Below are 24,138 nucleotides of genomic sequence, written 5' to 3'. Positions count from 1 at the left end.
CACGATCAGTAACATGTGCGGTGAGTGAGGCTCTCGTGACAGAAGGGGTAGGAGGTGCGATGGCGATCCGCCGCTCCACCGCCAAGCGGCACGGCCTGCCCTCGGTGGTGCAACTCCGGCTTACCCCCACTCCGCCCCAGGCCGACGCCCTGACTGCGGCGATACGGGTCTGCAATCAGGCGGCCGCCTTCGTCTCCCGGCTGGCCTGGCAGCAGCGCACCTTCGCCGTGCTGGAGCTGCACCGCCTGGCCTACCACCCGGTGCGCGCGGAGGTCGCCGGGCTGGGCGCGCAGGCGGCCGTGCGCGCCATCGCCCGGGTCGCCGGCGCCTATGCCAACCGCCGCGCCACCAGGAAGCGGGCTCATGTGTTCCGTCCGTCCGGGGCGATCCCCTACGACGCGCGGCTGATGAGCTGGAACCGGGACGCCCGCACCGTGTCGTTGTGGACCCCCAGCGGCCGCGTCCACGTCTCCTACACCGGACGCGAGCAAGACCTCAAAGCCCTCGACACCCTGCCGATCGGCGAGGCCGACCTGATCGGCCGGCGCGGCGTATGGCTGCTGCAGGTCGCCCTCACCCTGCCCAAGCCCCCGGCGCGTGAGCTGGTCAACGGCTTCCTCGCCGTGGATCAAGGGGTGGCGAACCTGACGGTCACCTCTGACGGGGCGGTGCTGCCCGGCCCGGCCCTGTCCGGCACCATCGACGGCAACGGGCATGTGCGAACGTTGCGGGAGCGGCGGCATCGCCAGCGCCGCCGGTTGCAGAAGAAGGGCACTGCTGCGGCGCGGCGGGTGCTGCGCCGTCTGTCCGGGCGCGAGCACCGGATGATAACCGACGTCAACCACCAGATCTCCAAGTATGTGGTGCGCGAAGCCGAACGCACCGGACGCGGCATCGCCCTGGAGGACCTCCAAGGCATCCGCTCCCGGGTAAGGGCTCACCGGCTCCAGCGGCGCACCCTCCACGGCTGGGCGTTCGCCCAGATGACCGAGTTCACCCGCTACAAGGCCGCCCGGGCCGCGATCGCCTTCACCCTCGTCGATCCCGCCTCCACCAGCCAAGCCTGCCCCGAATGCGGATGGACCAGCAGGGCGAACCGGCCGGCACGGGGCCGCTTCGCCTGCACCCGGTGCGGCCTCGCTGGGCACGCCGACCACATCGCGGCCCGCAACATCGCCCAACGCGGCGCTGCGGGCTGGGCTGCCGTCAACCAGCCACACGCTACCGGCCTCCCTTCAGCCAGACGGGCCCGTGAGAGCAAACCACCGGCATCAGCCGGTGGTAGTTGATCGGCCCTCCTCCATCCAGGTCGCGGCGGGGCCGTCCAGCACGATGTCCCACCGGTAGCCGAGCGTCCACTCCGGCACGGACAGGTCGTGGTCGTAGACGCAGACCAGCCGCTGCCTGGCCCGCTCGTCGGTGACGGAGTTGAGCACCGGGTCGTACCGGAAGAGCGGATCGTTCGGGAAGTACATCTGCGTCACCAGCCGCTGCGTGAAGGCCGTGCCGAACACGGAGAAGTGGATGTGCGCGGGCCGCCAGGCGTTGACGTGGTTGCGCCACGGGTACGCTCCGGGCTTGATCGTGGTGAACGTGTAGCGGCCCTCGTCGTCGGTCAGGCAGCGGCCCACGCCGGTGAAGTTGGGGTCGAGCGGCGCGGGATGGTCGTCGCGCTGGTGCAGGTAGCGGCCGGAGGCGTTGGCCTGCCAGATCTCCACCAGCTGGCCGCGCACCGGGCGCCCGTCGCGGTCCAGCACCCGCCCCTGCACGGTGATCCGCTCGCCCAGCGGCTCGCCGAGGTGCTGCCTGGTCAGGTCCGCGTCGAACGGGCTGACGTCGCTGACGCCGAAGACCGGCCCGGCCAGCTCGGCCGCCTCCGGGTCCTTCAGCGCGACGAGCGGCTGCTTGGGGTGGCGCAGCACGCTGCTGCGGTAGGGGGCGAAGTCCCGATCGGGGTGGTCGGCCGCCGCTCCGGCGCGGGCGGTGTGCACCTCGGCGATCTCGCGGTCGATGTCGGCTTGGGTGAGGGGGGAGGTCATGTACGGCTACCTTTCCAGGACTTCCAGGAGGAAGACCGGGCTCATGTGCGGCTACCTTTCCAGGACGACGGCCAGGCCCTGGCCGACGCCGATGCAGAGGGAGGCGAGCCCGGCGCCGGAGCCGGCGGCGGCGAGCCGGTGGGCCACGGCGCCGGTGATGCGGGCGCCGGAGGCGCCGAGCGGATGGCCCAGGGCGATGGCGCCGCCCTCGGGGTTGACGATGGCGGGATCGAGCTCGGGCAGCTCGGCCAGGCAGCCGAGCACCTGCGCGGCGAACGCCTCGTTCAGCTCGACGGTCGCGAGGTCCCCGAACTCCTTGCCCGCCTTGGCCAGGGCCTTCCGCGACGCCTCGACCGGGCCGAGCCCGAAGTAGCGGGGTTCGAGCGCGCTCGCGGCGCTCGCGGTGATCCGCGCGAGCGGCTCGCGGCCGCGCAGCCCGGCCTCGTCGGTCAGCAGCAGCGCCGCCGCGCCGTCGTTGAGCGGCGAGGCGTTGCCGGCGGTGACCGTGCCGTCCGCGCGGAAGACGGGCTTGAGCCGGGCCAGCTTGTCCAGGCCGGTGTCCTCGCGGATGCCCTCGTCCCTGCTCAGTCCGCCGATGGGGACGATCTCGCGCTCGAACGACGCCTTGGCCGCCTTCTGGTGGCTGGCCAGCGCGTACGCGTCCTGCTCCGCCCTGGCGACGCCGTGCTTGTCGGCGATCAGCTCGGCGCCCTCGCCCAGAGGCACGGTGTGCTCGGCGGGCATCTTCGGGTTGACCAGCCGCCAGCCGAGCGTGGTCGAGACCAGCTCCTGCCCGCCCGCGGGGAAGGCCCTGTCCGGTTTGGGCAGCACCCACGGGGCCCGCGTCATCGACTCCACGCCACCGGCGATCACGGTGGAGGCGTCGCCGAGGGCGATCATCCGGTACGCCTGGATGACGGCCTCCATGCCGGACCCGCACAGCCGGTTCACGGTCGCGCCCGGCGTGGTCACGGGCAGCCCGGCCAGCAGCGCGGCCATGCGGGCGACGTTGCGGTTCTCCTCGCCCGCGCCGTTGGCGTTGCCGAGGATCACCTCGTCGGGGGCCTCGACGTCGTTGCGCTCGGCGATGGCCCTGACGACGTGCGCGGCCAGGTCGTCGGGCCGGATCCCGGCCAGCGCCCCGCCGTGGCGGCCGAACGGCGTGCGGAGCGCGTCCACGACGTACACGGTATTCATCCCAGAACCTCCGTCTCCGTACGGTCGCGCAGCTCGGCCACGCTCACCCCGGGCGCGGTCTCCACCAGCCTCAGCCCGTCGCCGGTGACGTCGAGCACGCCGAGGTCGGTGATGATCCGGTGTACGCACCCCTTCCCCGTGAGGGGCAGCGAGCACTCCTCGACGATCTTCGGCGTGCCGTCCTTGGCGGTGTGCTCCATGATCACGATGACCCGCCGGGCGCCGTGGACCAGGTCCATCGCCCCGCCCATGCCCTTGACCAGCTTGCCGGGGACCATCCAGTTGGCCAGGTCGCCGCGTGCGGAGACCTGCATCGCGCCCAGCACCGCCACGTCGATGTGCCCGCCGCGGATCATCCCGAACGACAGCGACGAGTCGAAGAACGCCGCGCCGGGGAGCACGGTCACCGTCTCCTTGCCCGCGTTGATCAGGTCGGGGTCCAGCGCGCCGGGGGCCGGGTAGGGGCCGACGCCGAGGATGCCGTTCTCCGAGTGCAGGATCACGTCCACGTCCGGCGGCAGGAACGACGGGATGCGGGTGGGCAGCCCGATGCCGAGGTTGACGTAGTCGCCGTCGCGCAACTCGGCGGCGGCCCGCGCGACCATCTCGTCCCTTGACCAGCTCACGAGGTGGTCCTCCGCTCGATGCCTTTGTCGGCCGCCTGCTCAGGGGTGAGGACGAGGACCCGCTGGACGAACACGCCGGGCAGGTGGACCTCGTCCGGGTCCAGCTCGGTCAGCTCTTCGACCTCGGCGATCGTGACCCGCCCGGCCATCGCGGCGAGGGGGTTGAAGTTGCGCGCGGCCTTGTTGAAGACGAGGTTGCCGTACCGGTCGCCCTTGGCCGCCCTGACCAGGGCGAAGTCGGTGGTGATGCTGCGCTCCAGCACGTACTGGCGGCCGTCGAACTCGCGGACCTCCTTCGGCGGGGAGGCCGCCGCGACCGTACCGTCCGGGTGGTGGCGCAGCGGCAGGCCGCCGTCGGCGACCGGCGTGCCGACCCCGGCCGGGGTGTAGAAGGCGGGGATGCCCGCGCCGCCCGCGCGCAGCCGCTCGGCCAGGCTCCCCTGCGGGGTCAGCTCCACCTCCAGCTCCCCCGCCAGGTACTGCCGGGCGAACTCCTTGTTGTCGCCGATGTACGAGGCGGTCACGCGGGCGATGCGCCCGGCCGCCAGCAGCACCCCCAGGCCGCCGCCGTCCACTCCGCAGTTGTTCGACACCACGCCGATGCCGGTCACGCCGGTGTTGTGCAGCGCCTGGATCAGCACGTTGGGGATGCCGCTGAGGCCGAAGCCGCCGACCGCGAACGACGCGCCGTCGCGCACGCCCGCCAGCGCCTCCTCGGCGGTCGCGACCACCTTGTCTCTCCGCACGACGCTCCATTCATCCGGAGTGTTCGCATAGTGAACATTAGTTCACTAATGTGCTGTCGAGTATGCGTACGGGGCCGCGTTCGTGTCAAAGCCCTTGATCGGGCGGAGAGGGGGCCGGATGGAGGCCGCAGGCACCCTGGAGCGCGGCCTGACCGTGCTCAGGGCACTCACCGCCGGCCCGGCCGGGCGGGCGCGCGCCACCGACCTCGTACGCGCCACCGGCCTGGCCAGGTCGGCCGTCGACCGCGTGCTGGCCACGCTGGTCCGCCTCGGCTACGTCCGCGCCGAGGGGCGGGACATGGTGCCGGCGCCGCCGCTGATGGAGCTGGGCGAGGCCTATCTCGCCTGCGACGGACTGCGTGACCCGCTCGGGCCGCTTGCGGAGCGGCTCGCGCAGGAGCTGGACGAGTCCGTGTCGCTGGCCGTCCAGGACGGTGACGGGGTGCGTTTCATCGGCCAGTTCACCCGGCGGCGCACCATGTCGGTCGCCTTCCGGGTCGGCGACCTGCTGCCCGCCACCCGGTGCGCGGCCGGCCTGGCGCTGCTCGATCCGTCGGCCCCGTGGGCCGAGGACGACCAGCTCATCGAGCCCGGCCTGATCGCGGTCGCGGTGCCCGTACGGGATCCGGAGGGGCGAGCGGTCTGCGCGGTGAGCGTCGTCAGCCACACCAGCCGGCACACCGCCGCCGGGCTGCGCGCCTGCGTGCTCCCCCGGCTGCGCGAGACGGTCGCGGCCATGGAGGCGGCGCTGACCGAGCCGCCGCCCTCGATCCGCCCGGGGCCCGCCGCCCTGGACGTCTCGCGCGCCACCAAACGGGAGCTCGGTGCGGAGTTCCTGCAGTCGCTGGCCCGCGGGCTGGCCGTGCTGGTGTCGCTCGGCACCGCCCGCGGCGGCCTGAGCCTGGCCGACGCCGCCAAGGCCACCGGGCTGCCGAGGGCCACCGCGCGGCGGTCGCTGCAGGCCCTGGAGCGGATGGGCTACGTCGCCTCCCAGGGCTCCCGCTTCGCGCTGCTCCCCAAGGTGATGGAGCTGGGCTACGCCTCCCTGTCGGAGCGCACGTTCGGCGAGGTCGTCCAGCCGCACCTGGCCGACTTGGTGGCCCGGGTCCACCAGTCGGCCTCGGTCGCGGTGCTCTCCGGCGACGACGTCCTGTACGTGGCCCGCGTGCCCACCGTGAGCATCATGACCGTCGACATCACGGTCGGCACCCGCTTCCCGGCGTACGCCACCTCCATGGGCCGGGTGCTCCTGGCGGACCAGCCCGAGGAGCGCGTGGCCGCCATCACGCCGGAGCGGCTGACCCGCCACACCATCACGTCACCCACCGCGCTGCGGGCCGCCGTCCGGCAGGCCGCCGAGGACGGCTACGCCCTGGTCGACCAGGAGCTGGAGGAGGGAGTGCGGTCGATCGCCGTGCCGGTCCGCGGCCGGGACGGGCGGGTGGTCGCGGCCGTCAACGTCGCCACTCACGCCAGCCGCGCGAGCCGGGACGAGCTGCTCCGCGACGTGCTGCCCGCCCTGACCGAGACCGCCGCCAGGATGGCGGCCGACCTGAGGCACCTCCCGGCGGGACCGTGATCCCGGCCTCGGAGGATCAGTCGCGTACGCCCATCGCCCCCCTCGGCGGCGCGATCAGGCCGTACATGACCAGGGCGCAGAGCGCGATCGAGATCACCGACCACACGGGGAAGGCAGCCATGAAGGCGAAGTGCCCGATCATGGCGAGCCCTGCCAGGATGACCCCGGCCACGCGGGCCCACATCTGCCCGGCCAGCACGCCGAGCCCGATGGCGAACAGCAGCACGCCGAGCGCCAGCCAGATCCAGCCCCACGCGGTGTAGTTCCACACCAGCAGCCGCCCGCCGGGCGTGACGAAGAAGTACGTCTTGAACAGGGCGATGAGGCCTTCGATGATGTTGAAGACGCCCAGCACCATGGCGAGCGTGCCGGCGAATCCGAGCCAGCCGGAGAAACCGGCACCAGGGTGAAAGGCCCGTCCGAACGGTGTTGACGTCGTCATGATCGTCTCCTTCCCGGTGAGTGGAAACCTCCGGGCGATGCATCCATGCCCGAAATGCCCGGAGGCAACAATGCCCCTCGGCAAAGCTATGGCTCCACCTGCGCAAAGGCGGCCCAAAATCCACCTAAGCGGCTTTTTACCAATTTTTCCAAAAAAGTAGACACGCTTGGCCCACCTATTCGTTTGAAAAACGACAAAGTGCAGTGGAAACCGTTCACCGAATAATGTGGGTTGTGGAGGCTCGGCCACCGGCAACGCGGTGACCCGAGCGCCTGAATCGTTGGAGCATTCATGACCATGACCGCACCGACTGTTTCGTGCCGGCTGCCCGCGGAGCTCAACACCTTCGTCGGCCGGCGACACGAGATCGCCGAGGTCAAGCGGCTGCTGTCCGAAGCCAGGCTGGTGACGCTCGTGGGCGTGGGCGGCGTCGGCAAGACGCGGCTGGCCCTGCGGACCGCGTACGACCTGCGGCGCAGCTTCCGCGACGGCGTGTGGCTGGTCGAGCTCGCGGCACTGGAGAGCCCCGACCTGCTCGCGCAGACCGTGGCGGAGTGCCTGGAGATCCAGGACCGTTCCGTACGGCCCACCCTCGAGGTGCTCGTCGACCACCTGCGTGACAAGCAACTGCTCCTCATCATGGACAACTGCGAGCACCTGTCGGACGAGTGCGCCGTGATGGCGGAGACGCTCATCAGTTCGGTGCCCGGCCTGCGGATCCTGGCGACCAGCCGGCAGTCTCTCGGCGTCGCAGGAGAGCAGACGATGCCCGTGCCGACGCTGCCCATTCCCGACTGCGACGGCTCGTACCCCACCGAGTCGCTGAAGCAGTTCGACGCGATCCGGCTGTTCGAGGAGCGGGCCCAGGCCGTGCTCCCGGGGTTCGAGGTGTCCGAGGCCAACCAGGAGGTCGTGGCGCGCATCTGCCGCCGTCTCGACGGCATCCCGCTGGCCATCGAGCTGGCGGCCGTGCGGCTGCGGGCGATCTCCGTGGAGCAGCTGCTGGCCCGGCTAGACGACCGGTTCCGGCTGCTCACGACGGGCTCGCGGACGGCCATGCCCCGCCAGCAGACGCTGCGGGCGCTGATCGAGTGGAGCTACGGGCTCTGCACCGACCAGGAGCGGCTGCTGTGGGCCCGGCTGTCGGTCTTCTCCGGCGGTCTCGACCTGGAGGCGGCCGAGCAGGTGTGCTCGGGGGACGGCATACCCGCCGACGAGATCGTCGACCTGGTGGTCGGCCTGGTGGGCAAGTCGGTGCTGGCCCGCGAGCAGCACGGGCCGACGGTGCGCTACCGGTTGCTGGAGACCATCCGCCAGTACGGCCGCGAACGGCTGCGCGAGTCCGGCGAGGAGGCGGAGCTGAAGGCCCGGCACCGCGACTGGTGCCACGATCTCGTGACGCGCGCGCAGCACGAGTGGTTCGGCCCCGACCAGGTGGCCTGGTTCAGGCGCCTGCGCGTCGAGCACGGCAACCTCCGCACGGCGCTCGACCACTGCCTCACCGCCCCGGGCGAGGCGGACCGCGGCCTGGCCATCGCCACGGCGCTGCGCTTCTACTGGATCGCGGCCGGCTCGCTGCGCGAGGGGCGCGGCTGGCTCGACCGCCTGCTCGCCGCCCATGCCGAGCCGACCTCGACCCGCGCCGGCGGCCTGTGCCTCAACGCGCGGCTGGCGGTCCTGCAGAGCGACTTCGCGCCGGCCGCGCGGATGCTGGAGGAGTGCCACGACCTGGCCAAGCGGCTCGGCGACGCGCGCATCCTCGCCGGCGCCGCGTACGTCTCCGGCCTCGCGGCCCTGATCCGGCGTGACTTCCCCGGCGCGGTCACCTACCTCGGCGAGGCGGTCGAAGCCCACCGCGAGGCCGGCGAGGCCATGGGCATGGTGAACGCGCTGCAGTACCTCGCCACCGCCCACTCGCTGCTGGGCCACTCCGAACAGGCCCGGAGCCAGTACAAGGAGTGCCTGGCGATCTGCGAGGCGCGCGAGGACCACTGGTTCAGGTCGTACACGCTGTGGCTGTACGGGATCGAGCTGTGGCGGCAGGGCGACACGGCCCAGGCGGTCGAGATGGAGCGGGAGGCCATCCGGCTCAAGCGGCCCTTCGACGACCGGCTGGGCATCGCCCTGTGCATCGAGGCGCTGGCGTGGATGGCCGCGGACGGCACGTCCGAGCGGGCCGCGGTGCTGTTCGGCGCCTCTCAGGAGAGCTGGCGCTCGTTCGGCGCTCCCCTGCTCGAGTACCTGTCCGGCTACCACGACGCCGCCGAGGCGCTGGCCCGGGAGCGCCTCGGCGGACGCGCGTTCGAGGCCGGCTTCCGCAAGGGCACCGGCCTCACCTCCCCCGAGGCGATCGCGTACGCCATGTGCGAGACCGCCCAGGTGGCCGAGCCGGCGCGCAAGGCGGCCTCGCCGCTCACGCGGAGGGAGATGGAGATCGCCCAGCTCGTCGCCCAGGGCATGACGAACAAGGCGATCGCGTCCGCGCTGGTCATCGCGCAGCGCACGGCCGAGGGGCACGTCGAGCACATCCTGAACAAGCTCGGGTTCAACTCCCGGGCCCAGATCGCGGCCTGGGTCAGCGAGCAGGGCGAGCTGCTTCCGGGAGGGACTCCATGAAGGCCGGCCTGCTGAGCGACAAATCAAGCTTTGTCGGTCGGACACGGGAGCTGTGCGCGGTGCGGAAGATGCTGGGCAAGTCCCGGCTGCTCACCCTCACCGGCGTGGGCGGCGTCGGCAAGACCCGGCTGGCGCTCAGGGCCGCGGAGCTCCTGCGGGACACGTACCAGGACGGCGTCGAGGTGGTCGAGCTCGCCACACTGGAGACCGGCGACCTGCTCGAGCCGGCGGTCGCCACGGCGCTGGGGCTGCGCGACGGCAGTCCGGACCTCCTGGTCGTGCTGCAGGACTATCTGGCGGGCCGGCGGATGCTGCTGGTCCTCGACAACTGCGAGCATCTGAGCGCGGCCTGCGCCCCGTTCGTGGAACGGCTGCTGCGGGCCGCCCCGCGGCTGCAGATCCTCGTGACCAGCAGGCAGAGCCTGGGGGTTTACGGCGAGCAGGTGCTGAGGGTCGAGCCCATGCCGACCCCGATCCCCGGAGCCACCCTGCGGGAGATCGCCCGCCAGGACTCCGTGCGCCTGTTCGTGGAACGCGCGGGAGGCGTCGCGCCCGGCTTCACGCTGCACCCCGGCAACATGGCGTGCGCGGCCCGGCTGGTGCAGCGCCTCGAAGGGATCCCGCTGGCGATCGAGCTGGCCGCGGTACGGCTGCGCACCCAGCCGATCGAGGAGCTGGCGCGCGAGCTGGACGAGCGCTTCGACGTGCTGGCCGCGAAGGCTCCCGCCGCGCCGCCCCGCCACCAGACGCTGCGCGCGACCATCGACTGGAGCTTCCGCCTCTGCTCGACCGGCGAGCGGCGGCTCTGGGCCCGGCTGGGGATGTTCCCGGGCGGGACCGACCTGGAGACGGCGGAGGCGGTGTGCTCGGGCGAGGGCATCGACCGCGTCGACGTGCTCGACCACCTGGCCGGGTTGGTGGACAAGTCGGTCCTGATCAGGGACGGGCTCTGCTACCACCTGCCGGAGATCCTGCGCGAATACGGCTGCGAGCAGCTGCCGCCCGACGAGCTGGGGCAGCTGCGCACGCGCTACGTCGATCATTACCGGAACCTCGTGGAGCGGCACCGGGTCGACGAGATGGTCCCCGAGCAGGTGACTCGGTACCTCGCGCTGCAGCGAGAGCTGCCCAACATCCGCGTCGCCCTCGAGGCGTGCGTGAGCGATCCGGCGCTGGCTCCCGTGGGAGCGGGGATCGCGACGGCGATGTGGTGCTTCTGGCTGCTCGCCGGCTCCCTCACCGAGGGCCGCTACTGGCTGGAGCGCGCCCTGGGGCACGTGCCGGACGAACACCCGGTACGGGCCTCCGCGCTCTGGGCCGACAGCATGCTCGCCATCCGCCAGTGCGACCTCGTGGCGGGCATTCCGAAACTGCGCGTTTCCATCGCCATGGCCCGCGAGTCGGGGGACCAGAGGCTGCTGGCGCACGCCATCCGCACCGACGGCGTCGCGGCGTTCCTCGTCCACGACGCCCGGCGCGGCCTCGCGCTGCTGCAGGAGTCCCTCGACATCCACCACTCCATCGACGACCTCGACGGCGTCATGTTCGCCCTCTACGTCGGCGCCACGTACGGCTCCAGCGAGGACCCGCGCCAGGCCGCCGAGTACGGCCAGCAGCTGCTGGCCCTGTGCGAACGGCAGGGCGCCCTGGTCTTCCGCGCGTACGCCCAGCTGGCGCTCGGCGTCGCCCACTGGAACCTGGGAGGCACCGCGCAGGCCGAGGCGCTGGTGACGACGGCCACCGAGTTCACCGGGGGCATCAACGACCGGTGGTGCCTCACCCAGTGCCTGGAGGTGCTGGCGTGGATCGCGGGCGCGCGGGAGCAGCACGACAGGGCCGCCCAGCTGCTGGGGGCGGCGCACGCGATGTGGCAGACGGTGGGGGCCTCACCCGAGTGGACGAGCTATCACACGAAGTGGCACGAGCGCTGCACGCGACAGGCCCGCCGCACGCTGGGCGGGCCGGGGTTCGCGGCGGCCTTCCACCAGGGGGCGAGGCTCAGCCCGGAACGCGCCGTGGCGTACGCGCTGGGCGGGACCGCGCAGCCCCGCGCCGGACGGCCGGGCAGGTAAGCCCGCCCCTCCCCACGGAAGCCCCGCGGCCAGGCGCGAGGCCCTCAGATGCGAGACCGCCAGGCGCGAGACGCCAGACGCGGCAGGCGCCAGGCCCGAGGCGTGAGCCCGAGACGCGGGCGCGAGACGCGCCGGACGCGGGAGGCGCCAGGCCCGACGCCTGAGGCGCGGCAGGTGCGAAGCTGTCAGGGGCGGGGTGAGAGGCGGAAGACGCGGAGCTCGCGGCCGGAGCGGTCGGTGTAGCCCTGGTAGAGCGGCCAGAAGCGGGTGAGCGCCCGCCATGCCTCCTCGCGCTCGGCGCCGGCCAGCAGGTTGGCCGTCACGGGGATGACGCGCCCGCGGAAGGTCACCGTGGCCTGCGGGGTCTTGAGCAGGTTGCCGCTCCAGGCGGGGTGGTGCTCCCGGCCGAAGTTGCTGCCGACCACGAGGAAGGTGCCGCCGTCCTCGGGCAGGCAGGCCAGCGGGCTCTCGCGGGGCTGCCCCGACTTGCTGCCCGTCGTGGTGAGCAGCAGGTGGGGGATCATCTGGTCGCCCATGAGTACGCGCCCGCCGGTCACGCGGTTGACGAAGCGGTCGAGAGGCGGGACGATCTTGGGCGCGACCCGGGCGAAGCCCTTGGTGCCCGCGAGCCACTGGAAGAACGGGCGCAGCCCGGCGCTGACCCGGGCCCTCACTCCGCCACTGGGCTGCTGCTCGACCACGGTGACCTCACGTCCGGCTCAGGAGTGACGCTGCTGACGGGGGCCAAGGATACTTCCCAACCAAGCGATAGGTCTACTCCGGGTCCCTCGGCACCGGTCAGGCGGCCGGCCGGTCGATCCGGTAGAGGTAGTGGGCGGGCCCGTGGATCGGGTTGTCCGGTTCGAGGTCGCACTCCGCGATCCGGCGCATCCCGGCCTTCTCCAGCGCCCGCCACGAGGCGCGGTTGGCCGCGGAGACCGGCACCATCACGCAGGAGGCGTCCGGCAGTTCCTCCCACGTCCGCTCCAGGACCGAACGGATCATCGCCGTCCCGAGCCCCCGGCCGACCTGTTCCGGATCGCCGATGAGGTAGTCGATGGAGATCGTGCCGTCGGGGACGGGGACGACGGCCGCCAGCTCGGCCAGATAGTGCGGGTAGTCCGCCAGCCGCGACCGCTGGACCAGGCCGAGCGGCCGCCCGTCGAGGAGCACGAGCAGGTCCTCGGACGGCTCCTCTCCCCTGGTGGCGGGGCCGAAGTCGCGTGCCACCGCCTCCGCCGAGGTCTCGTGGTTCCACCACAGCGCCACGTGCGGCTGCTCCAGCCACGAGCGCAACAGGGGGAAGTCCTCCTGGCCGAGCCTACGCCATGTGATCATCAGGACGCTCCGGGCGTGCGGCGCCGTCCCGAGGATCGGAACTCGACAGCCGTCACGACGCTGACGCTAGCAGCGCCTCCCGACCATCAGCATCCGATTATTGGATCAAGGTCACGCCCGGCCGGTCAGCGGCGTGGACCAGGAGCCGATCAGCTGCAGGGCGGTCTCCGAGGGGGAGCCGGCCTCGGCGGTGTAGGTGATGAGCACCTGGTCGGGTTCGTCCGCGATGCGGAGCGTCTCGTGGTCCAGGGTCAGCTCCCCCACCAGCGGGTGGTGGAAGGTCTTGCGGCCGTGGGTCTTGTCGACGACGTCGTGCTCGGCCCACCAGTGACGGAAGTCCTCACTCCGCATCGACAGCTCGCCGACGAGCGCGGCCAGCACCGGGTCGCCGGGGTACGCGCCGGCCTTGAGCCGCAGGTACGACACCGTCTCCTTGGCCTTGATGGTCCAGTCCGCGTACAGGGCCTGGATACCGGGGTTCAGGAAGATCATCCGGCCCCAGTTGCGCTCCTCCGCGGGCAGCGCGCCGAAGTCGGTGAACAGCGCGCAGGCCATGTGGTTCCAGGCCAGGACGTCGCAGCGCCTGCCCACGATGTAGGCGGGGACGTCACGCGCCATCTCCAGCAGCCGCCGCAGCCCCGGCCTGACCCGCTCCGGCGGCGGCGCGTGCCGGGCCGCGCGCCGGCCCGAGCCGCTCAGATCGCGCAGGTGCGCGCGCTCTGCCGCGTCCAGCCGCAGCGCGTTGGCGACCGCGTCCAGCACCTCGGCCGACACACCGGGCGCCCGCCCCTGCTCCAGCCGTACGTAGTAGTCCACGCTCACCCCCGCGAGCTGGGCCAGCTCCTCGCGCCGCAGCCCGGGAACCCGCCGCCGCCCCGTCGAACGCAGGCCGACCTCGTCGGGGCTGATGCGGGCACGGCGGGTACGCAAGAACGTCGACAATTCTGCACGTCGATCCATATTCCGAAGTATGTCGGAACAGGCAGGCGCCAGGGTGGTTCTGTCCGACCCACCCTGCCCCACTCCACGCGCCACGATCGGACGTGCCGATCAGCAGCACGCGCCTTTCGACGGGCCGGCGACCACGCCTCGCCGGCCCTGCCGGACGCCCCGGGCACGCGACTCGACGGGGGCGATCACCCGGGCGCGCCGACGGCGGCGGTCCGCCCCATCCCCCAGGAGACGGGCAGGTCCGCCTCATTCCGCCGGCGATGCCGAGGGCCGTGTACGCGCTGAAAAAGATCAAGCCAAGTGTTGGTGCGACCGCATGTGTCGCGTGCCACCGCGTGCCCTCGCCGGGTGATCCTGCCGTCCGGTGCCGGTACCGGCTTCCTCGGCCCGGCGAATGAACACAGACCCCTGCGACGAGAGGAACATCACGATGAGGCACATACGAGGGATGTGTTACCCGTTCGCCGCCCTCGCGGCGGTGGCCCTTCCGCTGACGCTGTCCGGCGCGGTCCAGGCCGACGCCGCACTTGCCGTCACCGCCCCGGCAGTTCTGCGGGCCGCGCCGGATCCCGCCTCCTGCCCCGACCAGGTGTCGCTGGTGAACGGCGGTTTCGAGCAGCCGGTCGTCAGTCTCGGGACGTGGGCCTTGTTCCCCGATGCCTCGCAGACCGGCGCGCCGAACCACGTGCCCGGCTGGCTCACCACCGCCACCGACCACATGATCGAGCTGTGGACCAGCCCGCCGAACCCGACCAACACCCCGCCCAAGGAGGGCCGGCAGCTCGCCGAGCTGAACGCCAACCAGATCTCGACCCTGTACCAGGACCGCGTGACCACACCGGGCACGAAGCTGTACTGGCGGCTGTCCCACCGCGGCCGGCTGGGGGTCGACACGATGGCCTTGGACATCGGCGCTCCGGCGTCGCCGGTGCAACAGCGGGTCATGTCGGACGGAACCGGGAGCTGGGGCACCTACTCCGGCACCTACGTCGTGCCCGCGGGCCAGACGACCACCAGGTTCGGCTTCCGTTCCGTCTCGGCGGCCGGAGGGAACCGTGCCATCGGCAACCTGCTCGATGACATCTCCTTCGCGACCGCGCCGTGCGTTGTCGTCACCAAGACCGCGAGCCCGCAGGGGCCGGTCGACGTCGGCGATGTCATCACCTACCGGGTCACCGCGGTCAACAAGGGCGGCGCCACGGCAGAGAACACGCGCCTCACCGACACCGTCCCGGCAGGGACCACCTACGTGCCCGGCTCGCTCCGGGTGGTCGACGGCCCGGGCAGCGGGGACAAGACCGATCAGGCGGGCGACGACCAGGGCGAGTTCGACGCCGCGGCCGGAAAGGTCTCCTTCACCTTGGGGAACGGCGCCACCCCCGCAGCCGGGGGCTCGCTGCCCGACGCCGCGAGCTTGCCCGGCGGCACCACCGTGGAGTTCAAGGTCAAGGTCGGTCGGGACGCCGCGGGCAGGGAGGTGACCAACCGGGGGACGGTCGGCTACGAGAACCGGCTCGGCCCGGAGCCGGAGCAGCTGACCTCCACCAGCGGCGACGCCGTTACCGAGGTCAACCCGGCCGTGGACCTGAGCGTGGTCAAGTCCGCCGATTCGACCAGGGTGACCGTGGGCCAGACCGTCATCTACCGCGTCACCGTACGCAACGCCGGCCCGAACGACGCGACGGGCGTCACGGTCAAGGACGTGCTGCCGTCCAACCTCGCCTTCGTGTCCGCCGCGGCCTCCAACGGAACATACGCGCCGGCGAGCGGGATGTGGACGGTCGGCGCGCTGGCCAGTGGCGCCTCGGCCACGTTGACCGTCCATGCCAAGGCCACAGCCGTCGGAGAGACGACCAACGCGGCCACCGCCGACGGCCAGGAGCTGGATCTCGATCCCGCCAACGACTCCGACAGGGTCAAGATCTGCGTCGACCCTGAGCCCTTCTGCCCGTACTGCATCGAGGAAACCGGGCAGAAGGCGAAGAGCTAGCCAAAGGACGCCGGTCGCCACATTCGACCGGGGGCGGCATCGCCCGGGAGCACCTTCTGGTTCGCGAGCAGCGCTGGCGCGCTAGCGACCGGCGTTCGTGGCCGGAGTCCTGGGGCGGGCGCCGAGGGCGCCGAGCAGGTAGTGGCGCTGGCGCAGGGTGAGGTCGCCGATGCTGGCGCCGCTGCCGATCCCGCCCTTCCGCAGCACTCTGGTGATCTCGGCGGCGCTGCGTCCCGGCAGCGCCCGCAGCAGCGACTCGACGTCGGCGCTGATGGTGGTCAGCTCACTGCGTGACAGCAGTGCCTCCACGCCGAGCTGCCCGCCCGCGACGGCGGCGCGCAGCTCGGAGGCCGTCATCGGCACCGGCTCGCGCGTGGGTTCAGGCCGGGGAGTCGGGGTGCGGGTCGGCTGGACGAGCGGCCCGCCCGTCTCACCGGCGGCGGCGATGGGAACGGCCAGCTCGGGCAGGTCCTCGACGAGAACGGTCTGCGCCGCGACCAGCAGGCCGCCCACGGAGAGCACGCCCGCCGCGGCGACGGCGACGTGGCGCCGCACCAGCCGGCCGCTGACACGAGCGATCTTCAGCCCGATCACCGCGGTACGCACCAGCACGCCGGTGAGCAGCCCGAGCAGGATCGGCACGCTCTGTGGGGGGATCGGCGCCACCGCGGCCAGCACGACACCGGCCGCGGGGCTGAGGCAGGAGAGCGCCAGCCAGGGAGCGCGTCGCTTGCTGGCCATGTCGAGCATGGCCGTCATGGCCAGCCCCTCGCCGGCCGAGTGGATCATGAGCGCGGCCACGACGATGGCCGAGGCCGCCAGCACCAGGGTGGCGCCCTCGATCATGCGGTGCAGGCTCAGCGCGACGGCGGTGCCCACGCCTCCGTACACCGCGGCGCTGACGGCCTGCTTGACGCGCCTGTGCAGGCCGGGGGCGTGCTGCCCGCGCTGCCCGGCCTCGTGCGGGTGGCCGTGGCGGGTGAAGTACGTGATGATGGCAAAGCCCATCACCCCGGCCAGCGCCACGAGCCACAGCGGCACTTCGGTGGCGTGGGCCTCACGCCATGCGTCGGGCATCACGTCGGTCAGGGCGGTGACGAGCATGAGCGCCGAGGCGACGGCCAACCAGATGCTGATCTTGGCGGCGTTGCGCTGGGCCAGATGAGCTCCGGCCAGCGTGGACAGCGCCACCAGGCCCACGGCGGCCCACACCGTCCAGGCGGGCATGGCGGCGTCGAGGCCCGAGTCTTGCAGCGCCGACTGCAGTGCCGGCCCCCCGAGCGGCAAGGACATGTCACGGCCTTTCTGGCGAGAGTGCGTGCGGAACGGCGATGCGATAACGGAACGGCAGTACGTACAGGACGGCGATGCGACATGGAACGGCAGCGCCTACGGAACGGCGGTGCGTACGGGGCGGCGGCGCATATCGGACGGCGGCGCGTACCGGACGGCTCGATCAGGGCGCGGCGACGGGACCGGTGCGCGCGCCGTGGCCGCCGTGCACGACGACACCGCCGTGCAGGCCGTCGCCGGGACGCGCGCCGTCGACGATGCGCGCGACGGGACCGGTGTGTGCATCGGCATCCGCGTGCGCCACGGGACCGGTGTGTGCATCGGCGTCAGTCTGCGCCACGCGACCGCCGCGCAACCCATCGCCCGTGTGCGCGACGGAACCGGCATGCGGGCCGCCGCCCGAGTGTGCGCCCGGGCCGGACATGGCAGGGCCGGACGCGGCGGCGCCAGAGGTCACGGCACCAGGCGCGATGGCACCAGGCGCGACGGCGCCGGGCGGGGCGGGGTCCTCCAGGGCGCCGCGTAGCCGGCCGAGTTGGGCGCGCAGGCTGTCCTGCAGTTGCCGGCCGTGGTGGGACAGTGCCGCGTCGAACTGGTCGAGTTGCTCCTCGACGGCCTCGCGGTAAGCCAGGCGGGCGGTCCGGGTCAGCGCCTCGGCCGCGGCGGCGGCCTCGCGTCGCAGCCGCTGAGCCTCGGCGCGGGCCTCGGCGATGATCTGGCGGGCTTCCTGCCGCGCGCTCTCCACCGTCTCCCGCCCGGCCCGCTCCGCCTCGGCCAGCGCGTCGGAGGGACTGGGCGGGACGGGGATGCTCGCGAGACGCTCGCGCAGGTGGGCGTTGTCCTGCCAGAGCAGGCCGAGCGTCGTCTCCACGCTGGCCAGGAACGCGTCCACCTCGGCCAGGTCGTAGCCGGCACGCAGCCGGACCACGGTGAAGACCTGATGGTGCACGGCGGCTGGGGTCAGCAGGGCGAGCTGGCCGGGGCCCGCCGCATGGACCGGCAGCGCGCCGGAGTCGTCACCGACGGCGTGACTGAACGGGAGCTGGAGGCGATGGTCGTGTTCTTCGTGCTTGACGTGCATGACGGCGCTTCACCGAGCCCTTCGGCGCGACCTTTACCGTTTGACCAGGAAACTTATACGCTCAGTAGTTGACACGTTACCTTGTGCTTAAACGTCCGGGCAGCCGCTCCCGGGTAAAGCCATCCGGATGATCTGTGACCGGAGTCACATCAACGACTTGTCCCCCTGAGGCGGTCTCGCTCGTCCTGTCGCCGAAGACCGGCTACAAGGAAGGTTCGAGACCATGAGCCAAGTGATCGTCATCGAGTTCGTCTCGCTCGACGGGGTCGTCGAGGACCCGGACGGGAGCGGCGGGACGCCGTGGGGAGGATGGGCGTTCCGCTACGGGCCCGAGTCCGTGGCCGGCGACAAGTTCGCCCTCGGGGAGGTGCTGGACTCCGGCGCCATGCTGCTCGGCCGGGTCACCTGGGAGCTCTTCTCCCGCATCTGGCCTTCCAGGGACGACGAGTTCTCCAAGAAGCTGAACGCCCTTCCCAAGCTCGTCGTCTCGCGATCGCTGGAGCGCGTCGAGGAGTGGAGCAACTCCGCCCTCCTGCGGGGTGACCTGGTCGAGGAGGTGGCCGAGCGGAAGAAGCACCAAGATATCGTGGTGGCCGGCAGCGCCGGCGTCGTCGACCTGCTGAGAGCCCACGACCTGATCGACGAATACCGCCTGCTGGTGTTCCCGGCGGTGCTCGGCCAGGGACGCCGGCTGTTCGAGCGGCCGGGGCGGCCCGCCGGGCTGAGCCTCGAGTCCGCCGAGCGGGTGGGCCAGGCCGTCCGCCTCGTCTACCGCCGCGAACCAGCACAAGGAGACCACCGATGAGATACGCACTGCTCATCAACGAACGTCCCGAGGCCTACGAGGGCCTCAGCGCGGACGAGCGCGCCGCCATCAGCGCCGAGTACGTCACGCTGATGAAGGACGAACGCATGCTCGGAGGCGAACAGCTGCAGCCGGCCGAGACCGCGACCACCGTACGGGTCCGGGACGGCGAGACGCTGGTGACCGACGGGCCGTTCGCCGACACCAAGGAGATCTTCGGCGGGTTCTACATCGTCGAGGCCGGCGACCTCGACGAGGCGCTCGAGCTCGCCGCCCGGATCCCGGCCACCCGCCTGGGCGGCTCGGTCGAGGTGCGGCCCCTGGTGGAGCTCTAGCCGGTGCTCGAGGAGATCTTCCGCGACCAGTGGGCACGCGTGTTCGCCGCCCTGGTGAGCTACACCGGCGACATCGACGTCGCCGAGGAGGCCGCGCAGGAGGCGTTCGCCGTCGCCGCCGAGCGCTGGAGCCGCGACGGGCTCCCGGACAATCCGGGGGCCTGGCTCGCGGTGACGGCGCGCAACCGGGCGATCGACCGCCTGCGCCGCGACCGTACCCATGCGGACAAGCTCCGGCAGCTGGAACGGCCGGAGCCCAGCGAGGAGGCGGCGATGGACGGGACGTCGATTCCCGACGAACGGCTCGAGCTCTTCTTCATGTGCTGCCATCCGGCGCTCGCGACGGAGGCCCAGGTCGCACTCACCCTGCGGGCGCTGGGCGGCCTGTCGACGCCGGAGATCGCCCGGGCGTTCCTGGTCAGCGAGGAGACGATGAAGCGGCGGCTCTCCCGCGCCCGCACCAAGATCCGGGCGGCCGGGATCCCGTTCGCGATCCCCCGCGAGGACCGCCTGCCCGCCCGGCTGGGCGCGGTGCTCGCGGTGCTCTACCTGATCTTCAATCAGGGGTACGGCGACGGCCGGGCCGACCTGACGGCCGAGGCCATCCGGCTGGCCCGGACACTCCTCGACCTCATCCCCGGCGAACCCGAGCCCGCCGGGCTGCTGGCACTGATGCTGCTGCACGACTCGCGGCGGGCGGCCCGCGTCCGGGACGGCGAGATCGTCCTGCTCCACGAGCAGGATCGCGGCCTGTGGGACACCGCGCAGATCGAGCAGGGCCAGGCGCTGCTGGACCGCGCACTCGCGCTCGGCGCTCGCGGCGCCTACACGGTGCAGGCGGCCATCGCCGCGCTCCAGGCCGAGGAGCGCATCGACTGGCCGGCCGTGGCCGCGCTCTACGAGCGGCTGCGTGAGCTGACGGGCTCCGCGGTCGTGGAGCTCAACCGCGCGGTGGCGATCGCCGAGGTCGAGGGGCCGCAGGCGGCCCTGGCGATCGTCGACGCGCTCCCCCTCGACGGCTACCGCTATTTCCACTCCACCCGGGCCGAGCTCCTGCGGCGCCTGCACGACATCGAGGGGGCGCGGGCGGCGTACGAGAGGGCGCTCGCGCTGGCCACGACCGAGGCCGAGCGCCGGTTCCTGAACCGCCGCCTCGATCAGCTCTGAGAGTCCTTGCCTCGACTTTACTGACCTGTCAGTATCGGGGACGTGAGCGATCAACGCGAGCTCAGCGCCGCCGGGCAGCGGCTGCTGGAGGTGGCCACGGAGGTCTTCTACGCCGAGGGCATCCGCGCGACCGGCGTCGACACGCTGGTCGCCCGGGCCCAGGTGTCCAAGCCCACGCTGTACGCCCAGTTCGGCTCCAAGGAGCAGCTGGTGGCGGCCGTGCTGGACCGGCGGCGGGCCGCGCGGCAGGCGGCCATGACCGCGTTCCTCCAGCAGTGCGCGGCGCGCGGAGCGGAGCGGCTGCTGGCGGTCTTCGACTGGCTCGCGGAGGGGCACGGCCAGGAGGGCTTCCGCGGCTGCCCGTTCACCAACGCGGCGGTGGAGCTGCCCGACGCGGGCCATCCCGCGCGCGAGGTCATCTCGGCCTACAAGGACTGGCTGCGCTCCACGCTGACCCGCCTGGCGGCCGAGGCCGGCCTGCCGCGGCCGGAGGAGGTCGGCTTCGGGCTGCTCCTTCTCATCGACGGGGCCAACGCGCGGGTGGTGGTCGACGGGGATCGTACGGCGATGCGCAGGGCCAAGCAGGTGGCGGCCAGGATGATCGGAGCAGAGCATGCATGAGCTGAAGCCGGGCCTCGAGCACACGTTCCGGTTCCGGGTGCCGGAGAGCAAGATCGTCGCGGCGCTCTATCCGGAGTCGCCGGAGTTCGCGGTCATGCCGCCGGTGTTCGCCACCGGGTTCCTCGTCGGGTTGATCGAGTGGACGTGCGTCCAGGCCGTCGTGCCGTACCTGGACTGGCCGCGCGAGCAGACGGTCGGCACGCACGTCGACCTCAGCCACGCGGCCGCCACGCCGCCGGGCCTCGAGGTGACCTGCCGCGTGCGGCTGACCGGGGTGGAGGGGCGGCGGCTGCGGTTCGAGGTGGCCGCCGACGACGGGCACGACGTGATCAGCACCGGCACCCACGAACGCGCCGTCATCGACGCCGCCCGCTTCACCGGGCGCGCCCGCTCCAAGGCAGCCTCGGTGTAGGACGTCGCGCGGCCGGCGGCAGCGGTGCCCGCCCGGCCCGATCAGCACGCGTGCGGCTATGACGGCGGCCCGCACCCGCCGGCGGGCCTCACCGATTCGTGCTCGCGGTGTCGAGGTGCCGGCGGATGGCGGTTCTGGCCCGCTCGTAGGCCTTCGGGTCGTCGTGCAGCAGGGAGACGGCGTTGGCCGTCTCCATGAACGCGATGAGCTCGAACGCGAGCTGGTCGGGATCCGTGTCGCCGGCGAGCTCACCGAGCTGGCGGGCGTCGTCGACGGCGCGCGCCACGAAGCGGGTCCACTCCAGGCTCGCCGCGGCGGCGGCGTCCCGCACCCGGCCCGGGCGGGCGTCGAACTCCGCGTTGACGGCGAAGAAGAAGCAGCCGCCCGGGAAGACCCGCCGCTGCGAGTAGCTCAGCCAGTTCTCGCACAGCCGGCGCACCCTGCCGAGGCCCGGCGGCACGGTCAGCGCGGGCTGGACGACCTCCTCGACGTACACGGCCGTCGCGGCGCGGATCGTGGCGAGCTGCAGCTCCTCCTTGGAGCCGAAGTAACCGAACAGGCCGCTCTTGCTCACGCCGAGGTCCGTGGCCAGCCGGCCGATCGACAACCCTTCCAGCCCGTCCTGCGAGGCGATGTCCGCCGCCCTGCGCAGGATCACGCTGCGCGTCCGTTCGTCCCGTGGCCTTCCCGGCATCTCCACCCCTCCGTGCACGAACGTTCGGTTCACGATAGCCGCTTGACCATTGGCCAAGCACGCTCCTATTCTCGGCACGAACGTTCGTACTTAGAAAGGTGGATGATGACGGAACTCCCCGCCGTGGACCTCCGGGACCTGCATCGGTGCGCGCTGGATCTCGCCGGAAGAGCGATCGCCCAGGTCGCCGCCGCGGACCTCGACCGGCCGACGCCGTGCACGGAATGGAACCTGGGCGACCTGCTGCGGCACATGGTGGTCGAGAACCACGGCTTCGCCGCCGCCGCGGACCCGCCGGCGCAGCGGTCCGTCCGGGACGGCGGCGACCTCGGCGGCGATCCGTTCGGCGCCTTCCATGACTCCGCGGCCGCGGTCACCAAGGCGTTCGCCGCCCCTGACTTCTACGACCGCCAGGTCGAGATCGGCGAGTTCGGCGTCTTCCCCGGGCGGGTCGCGATCAGCATGCATCTGGTCGACTGCCTCGTGCACGGATGGGACGTCGCCACGAGCATCGACACCTTCTACCGGCCCGACCCCGAGCTGGTCGCGGCCGCGCTGGCGATGGCCTCCCGGTGGCCGGACACGCCGAAGAGCCGCGGTCCGGGCGCCGCGTTCGACACCAGGGTTCCGGTGCCCGACGACGCCCCCGACTTCCAGCGGCTGCTCGGCCTGCTGGGCCGCGACCCGTCGTGGGCAGCGCCATGCTGACGAGCCGCTGGACGCCTGGAGAGGCAGCCGACACCACCGGGTCGGTGCTGGTCAGCGTCACCGACTTCCAGGCCGACCGGCTGCGCGACCTGCCCGGCGTCTACCGGGCCGGGCTCGCCCTGCGCCGGGCCTGGCCCGAACTGCCCGGCGCGGTCGGCATGTGGCTCTGGACGGAGCCGCTGCGCGGCAGGTGCGGCTCGGTGTCGATCTGGCTGGACGAGCAGGCCCTGCGCGGGTTCGTCGGTCTACCGGAGCACGTCGCCATCGTGCGGCGCTACCGCGGGCGAGGCCGGCTCAGGTCCACCGCGTGGACGACCACCCGGTCCGACCGCGGCATCTGGGCCAAGGCTCGGGCCTACCTGTCCGAAGAGACCAGGACACCGTGACCGGCGGGCATGAGGTGCTGCGCGTCCTGGCCGACCGGGTCAGCCGCGGCAGCCGTCCCGGGCAGCGGCAGGACGGCTACCGGGTGGCCCTGGCCATCGAGGGCGGCGGCATGCGTGGCACGATCTCCGCCGGCATGGCCCTGGCCCTGCACGAGAGCGGGGTGGCGCACGCCTTCGACGGGGTCTACGGAGCGTCGGCAGGAGCCATCACCGGGGCCTGGCTGCTCAGCGGCACCCCCGAACACCTGACCGGCTGGGCCGAACCCGGCTACGCCAAGGCGATGATCCGTCCGTCCAACCTCCTGCGCGGCCGCCCGATGGTCGACGTGCGCAACCTGGTCGAGCACCTGTACTGCGAGGTGGCCCGGATGGACTTCGGCGCCGTCCTGGCCAATCCCGTCGAGTACCACCCGCTGGCCACCGACGTCCACACCGGGCGGTCCACCGATCTGCGCCCCTATCTGACCGGTCCCGTCGAACTGCGGCTGGCGCTGCGGGCCAGTGCCGCGCTGCCGTTCCTCGCCGGTCCGCCGGTCGAGCTGGCCGGGCGGTTCTACTACGACGCGGGGCTCGCCGAGTCCATCCCGTACCGCACCGCCCTGGCGCAGGGCGCCAGCCACGTCCTGGTCCTGCGGTCGCGTCCCGCCGCGCCCGGGACGGCCGCCCGCCGCAGGGCGCGGCCGTCCTACGGAGCGCGCCTGATCGCCGCGACCGTTCTGCGGGGGTATCCCGCGGAGCTGCACCGGAGTTACCTCACGCGCGCCCACCGCCTGCTGCACGACGACGCGGTGCTCGCTCGACACGATCAGTCGGCTCCGCCGGTGTCCCGCCTGCCCATCGGCGGCCAGGCCCAGGCGGATCCGGCGGTCCTGTCCCTACGCCCCGGACCCGGCACCCCCCGCATCGGTCGCCTCACCCGCGACGGCGAATCGCTCAAGGCCGCGCTCGAAGCCGGGCGCGCGGCGGTCGACCGCCTGTTACGCCCGCTCGGCCTGCTGACCGCCGGCTGAACATTCCCCCCGTTACTCCCCTGGAGGTCA

Annotated in this window: 24 protein-coding genes; 13 read left to right on the top strand and 11 right to left on the bottom strand. The window is 72.3% G+C overall.

The features are described 5' to 3' along the window. Nucleotides 1–59: 59 nt before the first annotated feature. Entirely contained in the window at nucleotides 60–1,289 is a 1,230-nt protein-coding gene (locus AB0H84_RS20540) for a transposase (protein WP_357606098.1), read from the top strand. On the opposite strand, the gene pcaH is transcribed toward AB0H84_RS20540, so the two are convergent. Genes pcaH through AB0H84_RS20520 form a run of 4 tightly spaced genes read right to left on the bottom strand, consistent with a single transcriptional unit; the run spans nucleotide 1,272 to nucleotide 4,608 of the window. Continuing rightward, on the bottom strand, nucleotides 1,272–2,039 hold the full coding sequence (gene pcaH, locus AB0H84_RS20535; protein ID WP_357606095.1) for a protocatechuate 3,4-dioxygenase subunit beta: 768 nt from the start codon (nucleotides 2,037–2,039) through the stop codon (nucleotides 1,272–1,274). The genes AB0H84_RS20540 and pcaH overlap by 18 nt on opposite strands. 51 nt (nucleotides 2,040–2,090) lie before the next feature. After that, on the bottom strand, nucleotides 2,091–3,236 hold the full coding sequence (locus AB0H84_RS20530) for a thiolase family protein (RefSeq protein ID WP_357606092.1): 1,146 nt from the start codon (nucleotides 3,234–3,236) through the stop codon (nucleotides 2,091–2,093). Next, entirely contained in the window at nucleotides 3,233–3,862 is a 630-nt protein-coding gene (locus tag AB0H84_RS20525) for a CoA transferase subunit B (protein WP_357606089.1), read from the bottom strand. The genes AB0H84_RS20530 and AB0H84_RS20525 overlap by 4 nt, the downstream gene beginning before the upstream one ends. Continuing rightward, entirely contained in the window at nucleotides 3,859–4,608 is a 750-nt protein-coding gene (locus AB0H84_RS20520; RefSeq protein WP_357606086.1) for a CoA transferase subunit A, read from the bottom strand. Before AB0H84_RS20520 ends, AB0H84_RS20525 begins: the two co-directional genes overlap by 4 nt. Before the next feature lie 118 nt (nucleotides 4,609–4,726). On the opposite strand from AB0H84_RS20520, the gene AB0H84_RS20515 reads away from it, so the two are divergent. After that, nucleotides 4,727–6,187: an IclR family transcriptional regulator C-terminal domain-containing protein gene (locus AB0H84_RS20515; RefSeq protein ID WP_357606084.1), complete on the top strand. Its 1,461-nt coding sequence runs from the start codon at nucleotides 4,727–4,729 to the stop codon at nucleotides 6,185–6,187. A 16-nt stretch (nucleotides 6,188–6,203) separates the two neighbouring features. Here AB0H84_RS20515 and AB0H84_RS20510 read toward each other — a convergent pair whose 3' ends face one another. Further along, the gene (locus AB0H84_RS20510) at nucleotides 6,204–6,629 is read right to left on the bottom strand and encodes a hypothetical protein (protein ID WP_357606081.1); all 426 of its coding nucleotides are present in this window, start codon (nucleotides 6,627–6,629) and stop codon (nucleotides 6,204–6,206) included. Nucleotides 6,630–6,920: 291 nt separating this feature from the next. Between AB0H84_RS20510 and AB0H84_RS20505 the strand changes: the two genes are divergently transcribed. Together AB0H84_RS20505 and AB0H84_RS20500 are read left to right on the top strand one after the other, a co-directional pair. Next, nucleotides 6,921–9,245: a LuxR C-terminal-related transcriptional regulator gene (locus AB0H84_RS20505; RefSeq protein WP_357606078.1), complete on the top strand. Its 2,325-nt coding sequence runs from the start codon at nucleotides 6,921–6,923 to the stop codon at nucleotides 9,243–9,245. A 68-nt stretch (nucleotides 9,246–9,313) separates the two neighbouring features. Further along, nucleotides 9,314–11,317: an AAA family ATPase gene (locus AB0H84_RS20500; protein WP_357606569.1), complete on the top strand. Its 2,004-nt coding sequence runs from the start codon at nucleotides 9,314–9,316 to the stop codon at nucleotides 11,315–11,317. 185 nt (nucleotides 11,318–11,502) lie between these two features. Here AB0H84_RS20500 and AB0H84_RS20495 read toward each other — a convergent pair whose 3' ends face one another. The 3 genes from AB0H84_RS20495 to AB0H84_RS20485 all read right to left on the bottom strand — a co-directional run bounded on the left by AB0H84_RS20495 (nucleotide 11,503) and on the right by AB0H84_RS20485 (nucleotide 13,615). Continuing rightward, a complete protein-coding gene (locus tag AB0H84_RS20495; protein ID WP_357606075.1) occupies nucleotides 11,503–12,018 on the bottom strand; it encodes a nitroreductase family deazaflavin-dependent oxidoreductase in 516 nt (171 codons plus the stop codon). A gap of 97 nt (nucleotides 12,019–12,115) precedes the next feature. After that, the gene (locus AB0H84_RS20490; RefSeq protein ID WP_357606072.1) at nucleotides 12,116–12,655 is read right to left on the bottom strand and encodes a GNAT family N-acetyltransferase; all 540 of its coding nucleotides are present in this window, start codon (nucleotides 12,653–12,655) and stop codon (nucleotides 12,116–12,118) included. 111 nt (nucleotides 12,656–12,766) lie between these two features. Further along, nucleotides 12,767–13,615 (bottom strand): helix-turn-helix transcriptional regulator, encoded by an 849-nt coding sequence (locus AB0H84_RS20485; RefSeq protein WP_357606069.1) that lies wholly within the window; start codon nucleotides 13,613–13,615, stop codon nucleotides 12,767–12,769. Between the two features lie 421 nt (nucleotides 13,616–14,036). On the opposite strand from AB0H84_RS20485, the gene AB0H84_RS20480 reads away from it, so the two are divergent. Then, the gene (locus AB0H84_RS20480) at nucleotides 14,037–15,596 is read left to right on the top strand and encodes a CARDB domain-containing protein (protein ID WP_357606066.1); all 1,560 of its coding nucleotides are present in this window, start codon (nucleotides 14,037–14,039) and stop codon (nucleotides 15,594–15,596) included. An 81-nt stretch (nucleotides 15,597–15,677) separates the two neighbouring features. On the opposite strand, the gene AB0H84_RS20475 is transcribed toward AB0H84_RS20480, so the two are convergent. Together AB0H84_RS20475 and AB0H84_RS20470 are read right to left on the bottom strand one after the other, a co-directional pair. Then, nucleotides 15,678–16,889, bottom strand: a complete 1,212-nt coding sequence (locus AB0H84_RS20475; protein WP_357606063.1) for a hypothetical protein — start codon at nucleotides 16,887–16,889, stop codon at nucleotides 15,678–15,680. 163 nt (nucleotides 16,890–17,052) lie between these two features. Continuing rightward, nucleotides 17,053–17,970 (bottom strand): DivIVA domain-containing protein, encoded by a 918-nt coding sequence (locus AB0H84_RS20470; protein WP_357606061.1) that lies wholly within the window; start codon nucleotides 17,968–17,970, stop codon nucleotides 17,053–17,055. A 223-nt stretch (nucleotides 17,971–18,193) separates the two neighbouring features. Between AB0H84_RS20470 and AB0H84_RS20465 the strand changes: the two genes are divergently transcribed. The 5 genes from AB0H84_RS20465 to AB0H84_RS20445 are packed head-to-tail and all read left to right on the top strand — an operon-like array spanning nucleotide 18,194 to nucleotide 21,310. Next, the gene (locus AB0H84_RS20465; RefSeq protein WP_357606058.1) at nucleotides 18,194–18,775 is read left to right on the top strand and encodes a dihydrofolate reductase family protein; all 582 of its coding nucleotides are present in this window, start codon (nucleotides 18,194–18,196) and stop codon (nucleotides 18,773–18,775) included. After that, a complete protein-coding gene (locus AB0H84_RS20460) occupies nucleotides 18,772–19,110 on the top strand; it encodes a YciI family protein (protein WP_357606055.1) in 339 nt (112 codons plus the stop codon). Before AB0H84_RS20465 ends, AB0H84_RS20460 begins: the two co-directional genes overlap by 4 nt. A 3-nt stretch (nucleotides 19,111–19,113) precedes the next feature. Beyond that, complete coding sequence (locus AB0H84_RS20455) at nucleotides 19,114–20,277, top strand: sigma-70 family RNA polymerase sigma factor (protein ID WP_357606052.1); 1,164 nt, start codon at nucleotides 19,114–19,116, stop codon at nucleotides 20,275–20,277. Between the two features lie 42 nt (nucleotides 20,278–20,319). Continuing rightward, nucleotides 20,320–20,898: a helix-turn-helix domain-containing protein gene (locus tag AB0H84_RS20450; protein WP_357606049.1), complete on the top strand. Its 579-nt coding sequence runs from the start codon at nucleotides 20,320–20,322 to the stop codon at nucleotides 20,896–20,898. Further along, complete coding sequence (locus tag AB0H84_RS20445) at nucleotides 20,891–21,310, top strand: thioesterase family protein (protein WP_357606047.1); 420 nt, start codon at nucleotides 20,891–20,893, stop codon at nucleotides 21,308–21,310. The genes AB0H84_RS20450 and AB0H84_RS20445 overlap by 8 nt, the downstream gene beginning before the upstream one ends. An 88-nt stretch (nucleotides 21,311–21,398) precedes the next feature. Here AB0H84_RS20445 and AB0H84_RS20440 read toward each other — a convergent pair whose 3' ends face one another. Beyond that, complete coding sequence (locus AB0H84_RS20440; RefSeq protein ID WP_357606044.1) at nucleotides 21,399–22,037, bottom strand: TetR/AcrR family transcriptional regulator; 639 nt, start codon at nucleotides 22,035–22,037, stop codon at nucleotides 21,399–21,401. A gap of 72 nt (nucleotides 22,038–22,109) precedes the next feature. On the opposite strand from AB0H84_RS20440, the gene AB0H84_RS20435 reads away from it, so the two are divergent. From AB0H84_RS20435 to AB0H84_RS20425, 3 genes are read left to right on the top strand one after another with little or no spacing between them, the layout of a single operon-like run. Next, nucleotides 22,110–22,712, top strand: a complete 603-nt coding sequence (locus AB0H84_RS20435) for a TIGR03086 family metal-binding protein (RefSeq protein ID WP_357606041.1) — start codon at nucleotides 22,110–22,112, stop codon at nucleotides 22,710–22,712. Continuing rightward, on the top strand, nucleotides 22,706–23,098 hold the full coding sequence (locus AB0H84_RS20430) for a hypothetical protein (protein WP_357606038.1): 393 nt from the start codon (nucleotides 22,706–22,708) through the stop codon (nucleotides 23,096–23,098). The genes AB0H84_RS20435 and AB0H84_RS20430 overlap by 7 nt, the downstream gene beginning before the upstream one ends. Further along, nucleotides 23,095–24,108 carry a patatin-like phospholipase family protein gene (locus AB0H84_RS20425; protein ID WP_357606035.1) on the top strand — a complete coding sequence of 338 codons (1,014 nt, stop codon included), beginning with the start codon at nucleotides 23,095–23,097 and terminating at the stop codon, nucleotides 24,106–24,108. Before AB0H84_RS20430 ends, AB0H84_RS20425 begins: the two co-directional genes overlap by 4 nt. Nucleotides 24,109–24,138: the final 30 nt, after the last annotated feature.

The sequence above is a fragment of the Nonomuraea sp. NPDC050786 genome (assembly GCF_040654115.1).
Lineage (GTDB): Bacteria > Actinomycetota > Actinomycetes > Streptosporangiales > Streptosporangiaceae > Nonomuraea.
Note: the sequence above shows the minus strand (reverse complement) of the source record. Positions and strands in the feature narration are given on the sequence as shown.